The sequence below is a fragment of the Faecalimonas sp. LCP19S3_D12 genome (assembly GCF_052121495.1).
Taxonomy (GTDB): domain Bacteria; phylum Bacillota; class Clostridia; order Lachnospirales; family Lachnospiraceae; genus Faecalimonas.
Window position 1 is genome coordinate 1 of record NZ_JBQKED010000083.1, and the last position, 5504, is coordinate 5504.

At 36.0% G+C, this 5504-nt stretch carries 8 protein-coding genes; 5 read left to right on the forward strand and 3 right to left on the reverse strand.

The genetic code is table 11. The annotated features are described in order from the left end of the window. Nucleotides 1–129 precede the first annotated feature (129 nt). The 3 genes from ACTQXY_RS15020 to ACTQXY_RS15030 form a co-directional block, all read right to left on the reverse strand. Entirely contained in the window at nt 130–507 is a 378-nt protein-coding gene (locus tag ACTQXY_RS15020) for a YdcP family protein (RefSeq protein WP_009009569.1), read from the reverse strand. Between the two features lie 21 nt (nt 508–528). Then, the gene (locus ACTQXY_RS15025; RefSeq protein WP_441660146.1) at nt 529–843 is read right to left on the reverse strand and encodes a DUF961 family protein; all 315 of its coding nucleotides are present in this window, start codon (nt 841–843) and stop codon (nt 529–531) included. A 436-nt stretch (nt 844–1279) separates the two neighbouring features. Further along, a complete protein-coding gene (locus ACTQXY_RS15030) occupies nt 1280–1924 on the reverse strand; it encodes a helix-turn-helix domain-containing protein (protein WP_441660147.1) in 645 nt (214 codons plus the stop codon). A 154-nt stretch (nt 1925–2078) separates the two neighbouring features. Between ACTQXY_RS15030 and ACTQXY_RS15035 the strand changes: the two genes are divergently transcribed. The 5 genes from ACTQXY_RS15035 to ACTQXY_RS15055 all read left to right on the forward strand — a co-directional run. Beyond that, nucleotides 2079–2267 carry an ICEBs1 excisionase gene (locus tag ACTQXY_RS15035; RefSeq protein ID WP_441660148.1) on the forward strand — a complete coding sequence of 63 codons (189 nt, stop codon included), beginning with the start codon at nt 2079–2081 and terminating at the stop codon, nt 2265–2267. Then, nucleotides 2251–3351 carry a tyrosine-type recombinase/integrase gene (locus ACTQXY_RS15040; RefSeq protein ID WP_441660149.1) on the forward strand — a complete coding sequence of 367 codons (1101 nt, stop codon included), beginning with the start codon at nt 2251–2253 and terminating at the stop codon, nt 3349–3351. The genes ACTQXY_RS15035 and ACTQXY_RS15040 overlap by 17 nt, the downstream gene beginning before the upstream one ends. Next, complete coding sequence (locus ACTQXY_RS15045) at nt 3351–3674, forward strand: plasmid mobilization protein (RefSeq protein WP_441660150.1); 324 nt, start codon at nt 3351–3353, stop codon at nt 3672–3674. The genes ACTQXY_RS15040 and ACTQXY_RS15045 overlap by 1 nt, the downstream gene beginning before the upstream one ends. Nucleotides 3675–3779: 105 nt before the next feature. Then, entirely contained in the window at nt 3780–4733 is a 954-nt protein-coding gene (locus tag ACTQXY_RS15050; RefSeq protein WP_441660151.1) for an AAA family ATPase, read from the forward strand. A 393-nt stretch (nt 4734–5126) separates the two neighbouring features. Beyond that, the coding region (locus ACTQXY_RS15055; protein ID WP_441660152.1) for a plasmid mobilization protein at nt 5127–5504 on the forward strand (378 nt) is incomplete at its 3' end.

A 5504-nucleotide genomic window follows, 5' to 3' on the forward strand; every position in this document is an offset into this window, starting at 1 on the left:
CACTCTGTTTGTCATGCAGTTTTCAAGGTTCAACTATATCTGAAATGCATTTTTGCAATTCATTTAAAAACCTTTCATTTTAGACTTGACTTTTAATAGTTAGTCTTTCGCTTTTCTTTTATTTAGCTGCTATTTTACAGGGGGAGCGTCTTTCTTCGGTGTCTGGGGATTCATGGCAGCCCCTTTTTTCAGGACAATATCCTCTGCCTTGATGTACCAGTCCACCTCTGCTCCCTGAAAGGTAGCCGTTGCCACGGTATCTGCCACCGGATTGATAAGTTCCACCTCTGCGTTGTAATCGAACTCCTTTAATGGCACGCTGGCAGGGATAGAAACCTGAATCATACGCCCCTGTCCTCTGGATTTTAAGTCATAGGTACGCTCCTTGATTTCTTCTGATACCGAGCCGTCTTCATTCTGGAGGTGAACCTCACGGCGGAGGGCAGAAAATTTCAATGCCCCGAATGTTGCTTCCTTGTCAATCACGATTCCGTTTGCTAATCTCATAGTCTGATGTCCTCCTTTTCCTTACGCTTTTATCATATCGTCAGCGTGCAAAATGTAGTTGGTAAAGCCCCTTGTGCCGATTTTATAGCCCTCTGCGGTGATACGGGGATTGACGAGCTTCACACGTTCTTCAAAGTCAAAATGTTTTTCTCCGGCTTCGGCAGGGAGGATAACCACAATATCATCCGCCCTCTGTACGTCTGAATAAAGATTGAAGCTGCGAGAGAGTATCGCCATGCGTCCGTTGATTCTTTTTTGTTCTGTTTTGTCTTCTCCGGCAAACTCCAAGTTGCCGAATGTCTTTTCCATGTTGGGGATAACAAATTTTAATTCCATATAGATGTACCTGTCCTTTCTGAATGTTGTGTTTGATAGTTGGTTTTGGGTTCTGGTCTGGAAGCGGAGGGGAACGCTCCGGCGGTGGTGATTTCTTCGTGGTATCACGTCCTTTCTAGTTTTAGGGTAAAAAAATAGACGCTCAGTTTTGAACGTCTATAAAGGAAAGATATTGAGGTTTTGCTGGTCTATCTTATAAATCTGAATGTACTTCGATTGCATTTTTATTGCATTTTTTATTTTTTTTCATATAGATTTTAGTGGTTAATAGTTCCTGAAAATGCCTTAAAATCAATGATTTTCACTTATATGGCATACTGTCTGTCTGGAGTTTGAATAGAAAGAAAGAACCTAGAAACCTTGAAAAATCAAGGGATTCTAGGTTCTTTTTTTGTGCCTGAGTACATTTTGAGTACAAAAGTGAATGTAGATTATATTAATAGTTAGTATTTAAGTTTATTTTCACTTCTTGAGAAATATCGAGCATCATTTGAGAACGTTGCAGTTCTAGCTCGATTCGTTCTTTTTTATCTTTGATTTCATTTATAAAAAACTGTGTAGATTTATTGGGAGCTTCTCCCGCAGATTCTAATGCTTGCTGATAAAGAAAATTTATTTTTTCCCAAACTAAAAGATCCTCTAAAAGCTTTTCAATTTTTATATTAATAAATGTATTTTGTAATGGAAGGCTTTGAGTTTCATTTAAAGTAGTATAGTCAATAGCTATATAAGGTGAGAGAATAGGGTTTACCTGTATTTTTACAGTTTCAATTTTTAATAAACTATCTTCATTTCTATCTCCAGAAAACTTAATGAGACCTGTATTACAAAATACAATGAGGATTCCCATTAAATCTCCGAGAGTTTTAAGGCGCAATCCAGCACTAGCATTACCACTCAAGGCATTATAGCTAATGCCAAGAGCATCAGATAATTTTTCTAATTGTGGTGCTAAAGGTTGCATCTTATTTGTTTCATATTTTCTAATGGAAACAGGATGCATACCAGTTAATTCTGCTAATTGAGTTTGTGTGATGCCGAGTTGTTGTCTGCAATATTTGATTTTCTCTCCAATAGTCATTTTTATTTCCTTTCATATTTTAAGATAAATATATTATATCATTTATATAATACGAATTCTAGATAAATATGAAATCACTATTAACAATATACATCACTACATATAATATATAGATAAGTAGCGAGTAATATACAAATAAAAGGAGTGAAATAATATGAACACAGAAGAGAAAAATTATGTAACAGCAACAGAACTATCAGAGACCCTAGGAGTGTCTACAGGACAGGCTTACAAGATTATCAGACGCCTTAACAACGAACTAGACAAAAAAGGCTTTATTACAGTATCGGGTAAATGCCCACGGCGTTACTTGGAAGAGAAATGGTATGGATATGGTAAGTAAGGGGGGATTAAATATGGCATCAAGTGCTAAAAAAGACCCCAAAACAGGTAAATGGATGATACAGTATCGATTTACAGATTGGAGAGGGATTCGCAAAAAATCAACAAAACGTGGCTTTTGTACAAAAAGAGAAGCAGAAGAGTGGTTACAAAAATTTTTGCTTACACAACAAAGTGATATTAACATGCTATTTGGTGATTTTATTGATATATATTATCAAGACATGAGTAATCGTCTGAGAGAGCATACCATGCAAACAAAACGATATATTATAGATATCAAGATTTTACCGTATTTTGCATCAAAAAGAATCAATGAAATAACGCCAGTTGACGTGAGAAAGTGGCAGAATGAATTGTTAAAGCAAAACTATAAGCCTACCTACATAAAAACTATAAATAATCAATTATCTGCGATTTTTAATTATGCAGAAAAATATTATAATTTACCAAATAATCCAGCGCGTAAAGCAGGAAGCATCGGAAAAAGTCATGCAGAGGAGATGCAGTTTTGGACACAAGAGGAGTTTACTAAATTTAATGATGCATTGATTGATAAGAGACAGTCTTATATTGCTTTTAAAGTTCTATATTGGACGGGGATGCGTTTGGGAGAGTTACTTGCTTTAACAATAGGGGATGTTGATTTTGACCAAAATATGATTAATATAACAAAGTCATATCAAAGAATTGGGAAGCGGGATGTTATCACAGACCCCAAGACACCAAATAGCAAAAGGTCTATATCTGTTCCTCAATTTTTAATGGCAGATTTGGAGGACTATATAAGTAGTACGTATAAACCGCAACGAGAGGATAGAGTTTTTGAGATTACCAAATACTTTTTGGAGCATGAGATGCAGAGAGGGATTAAAAAAAGTGGGGTAAAAAAAATTAGAATCCATGACTTAAGACATAGTCATGCATCGCATTTGATACATATGGGAGTGCCAATATTGGAAGTGTCGAGACGTTTAGGATATCAATCTCCTAACATAACATTAAGTGTATATGGACATTTATATCCAGATAAGCAAAAAAAATTAGCAGAAAAACTACAAAATGAATATATGGAGAATTTATAGTGAGTGGGTTAGACAAAAATAGAAAACGAAATCAGATTATTTGTTTTAGAGCAACGTTGGAAGAACGAAAAGCGATAGAAGCACGTGTTAAAGTGACTGGAATGCCGAAAGGGGAATACTGTAGAAAATCTCTTTTATACAAAAAAGTGGAGATAAATGCAGGGAAGTATCAAAGTGACCGATTAAGCATCGAGATTAGGCGCTTGCGAGAACAAATAGGGCAAGTTCCAAAAGAAGAGTTAGAAGATATTTTGGAAGAAATTAGATTCCTGTTGGAGCAACTTAATATGATACTTAATGACAATTTTATTACAAAAAAATAGCCCTTGTATTTGGAAGATACAAGAGCCATACCTAATAGGTAAAAATAAATTCTCAATTAATTTTATCATAATGGTATGGCATAGAGCAAGAGAAAGGAAAACAAAATGGAAAATAAAGTGAAAATTATCAGCATGGATGAAGTACAGGCAGAAGAAATAAAGTGGCTGTGGAAGCCATACATACCATTTGGTAAATTAACAATTGTACAAGGAGACCCAGGAGAAGGGAAAACAACATTTGTCTTGCAGTTAGCAGCACAGTTATCGCAAGGCAAAGGGTTTGATGAAAGCATGGAGATATCTGAGCCAATGAATGTAATTTATCAAACAGCAGAGGACGGATTAGCAGATACAGTAAAACCGAGATTGCTCAGTGCAAATGCAGACTGTTCTAAAATTAAAGTGATAGATGATACGGAGCAGAGTTTGTATATGGATGATGAACGGTTAGAAATTGCAATTAGAGAGCAAAATGCCAAGCTATTGATTTTAGACCCTCTGCAAGCATATTTGGGAGACCGAGTAGACATGAACCGAGCAAATGAAGCAAGAGAGATGACAAAAAAGCTAAGTGCCATGGCAGAGAGGACTGGTTGTGCAGTGGTTTTAGTGGGGCATATGAATAAAAGCAGTGGAACAAAGGCGGCTTATCGAGGAATCGGTTCTATTGACTTTTTTGCAATTGCAAGGAGCGTTCTTTTAGTAGGGAGAACACCAAATGACAGTGGTGTCCGAGCAATTGTGCAAATCAAAAACAACCTTGAAAGAGAAGGTGAACCAATGGCTTTTAGACTTAGTGAAAGTGGTTTTCAATGGATGGGAGAATTTGATGTTTCAGCGGATGAATTATTGTCGGGAGGGGCTAATGCGGATAAACATAAGATAGCAATAGACTTTCTCAAAAATATTTTAAGTGATGGGCGAGAAGTGCCTGCTTCATCTGTTTTCACACAGGCTAGAACGTTAGGAGTATCTAAAAGAACTATAGAAAATGTAAAACAAGAATTAGGTGTTAAATCTGTAAAAAGAGGTAGTTCGTGGATGTGGAAGATGCCATAAAAAAGAAGAACGCAACACCGTAGAGGGTGGGGGAGAACACCGCAAAATGGAAAGAATATCCCCACCAACATATGTGGTGTTACGTTGTTGATTTTGGTATGTAGAACTTGAAATAAAATTTGTTTTTTCGTGCTTCAAGTCAAAAAGGCTGAACACGAAAAAGAAGATAGGGTAGTCAATTTTGTGCGTTGGCAAAATGGGAAAGATACTCAAAATTTATCATTAGCAAGCAGGGGATTAATGCTCTCACTTCGTTGTAGTATTAATCCGCTTGTTAGTCGTTTACACTGGGGTGTTCCCCCTAATACCCCCCTAATTTGTTCATAACAAACATATAGTTCATTTTACCAAAAGAATTTATTTCAGTATTGCTTGAAAAAGAAAGGAACAATCATGAGCGAAAATCATAGATACCGAAAACGGACATTTAAAGTCTACTTATTTGATGAAGAATTACAATTACTCAATGATAAAGCTAATGCTCTAGGCATGACAAAATCTGCATACATACGAGATTTGATTTTGTTTGGACAGGCAAGAAAGGCAGACGATAAAAATTATGAAAAAGTGATTTATGAATTAAACAAAATCGGTTCAAATATCAATCAGCTTGCTTATATTGCGAATGCAGAATTTAGTACGAATGGGATTGAAGTTTTGTCATTGTTATATCCATTCCTTTCGCTTCGCTCAGGCACAAAACGTAATGAAAATGTTTCCCTGAGCTTATTTTTTCTTTATAATTCTTCTTGTAGGGAACTCGGTATACTA

Bases quoted from the DNA above. Each gene is read 5' to 3' on its own strand.
- ACTQXY_RS15020 (WP_009009569.1), bottom strand. From the start codon at position 507: ATGAGATTAGCAAACGGAATCGTGATTGACAAGGAAGCAACATTCGGG.
- ACTQXY_RS15025 (WP_441660146.1), bottom strand. From the start codon at position 843: ATGGAATTAAAATTTGTTATCCCCAACATGGAAAAGACATTCGGCAAC.
- ACTQXY_RS15030 (WP_441660147.1), bottom strand. From the start codon at position 1,924: ATGACTATTGGAGAGAAAATCAAATATTGCAGACAACAACTCGGCATC.
- ACTQXY_RS15035 (WP_441660148.1), top strand. From the start codon at position 2,079: ATGAACACAGAAGAGAAAAATTATGTAACAGCAACAGAACTATCAGAG.
- ACTQXY_RS15040 (WP_441660149.1), top strand. From the start codon at position 2,251: ATGGATATGGTAAGTAAGGGGGGATTAAATATGGCATCAAGTGCTAAA.
- ACTQXY_RS15050 (WP_441660151.1), top strand. From the start codon at position 3,780: ATGGAAAATAAAGTGAAAATTATCAGCATGGATGAAGTACAGGCAGAA.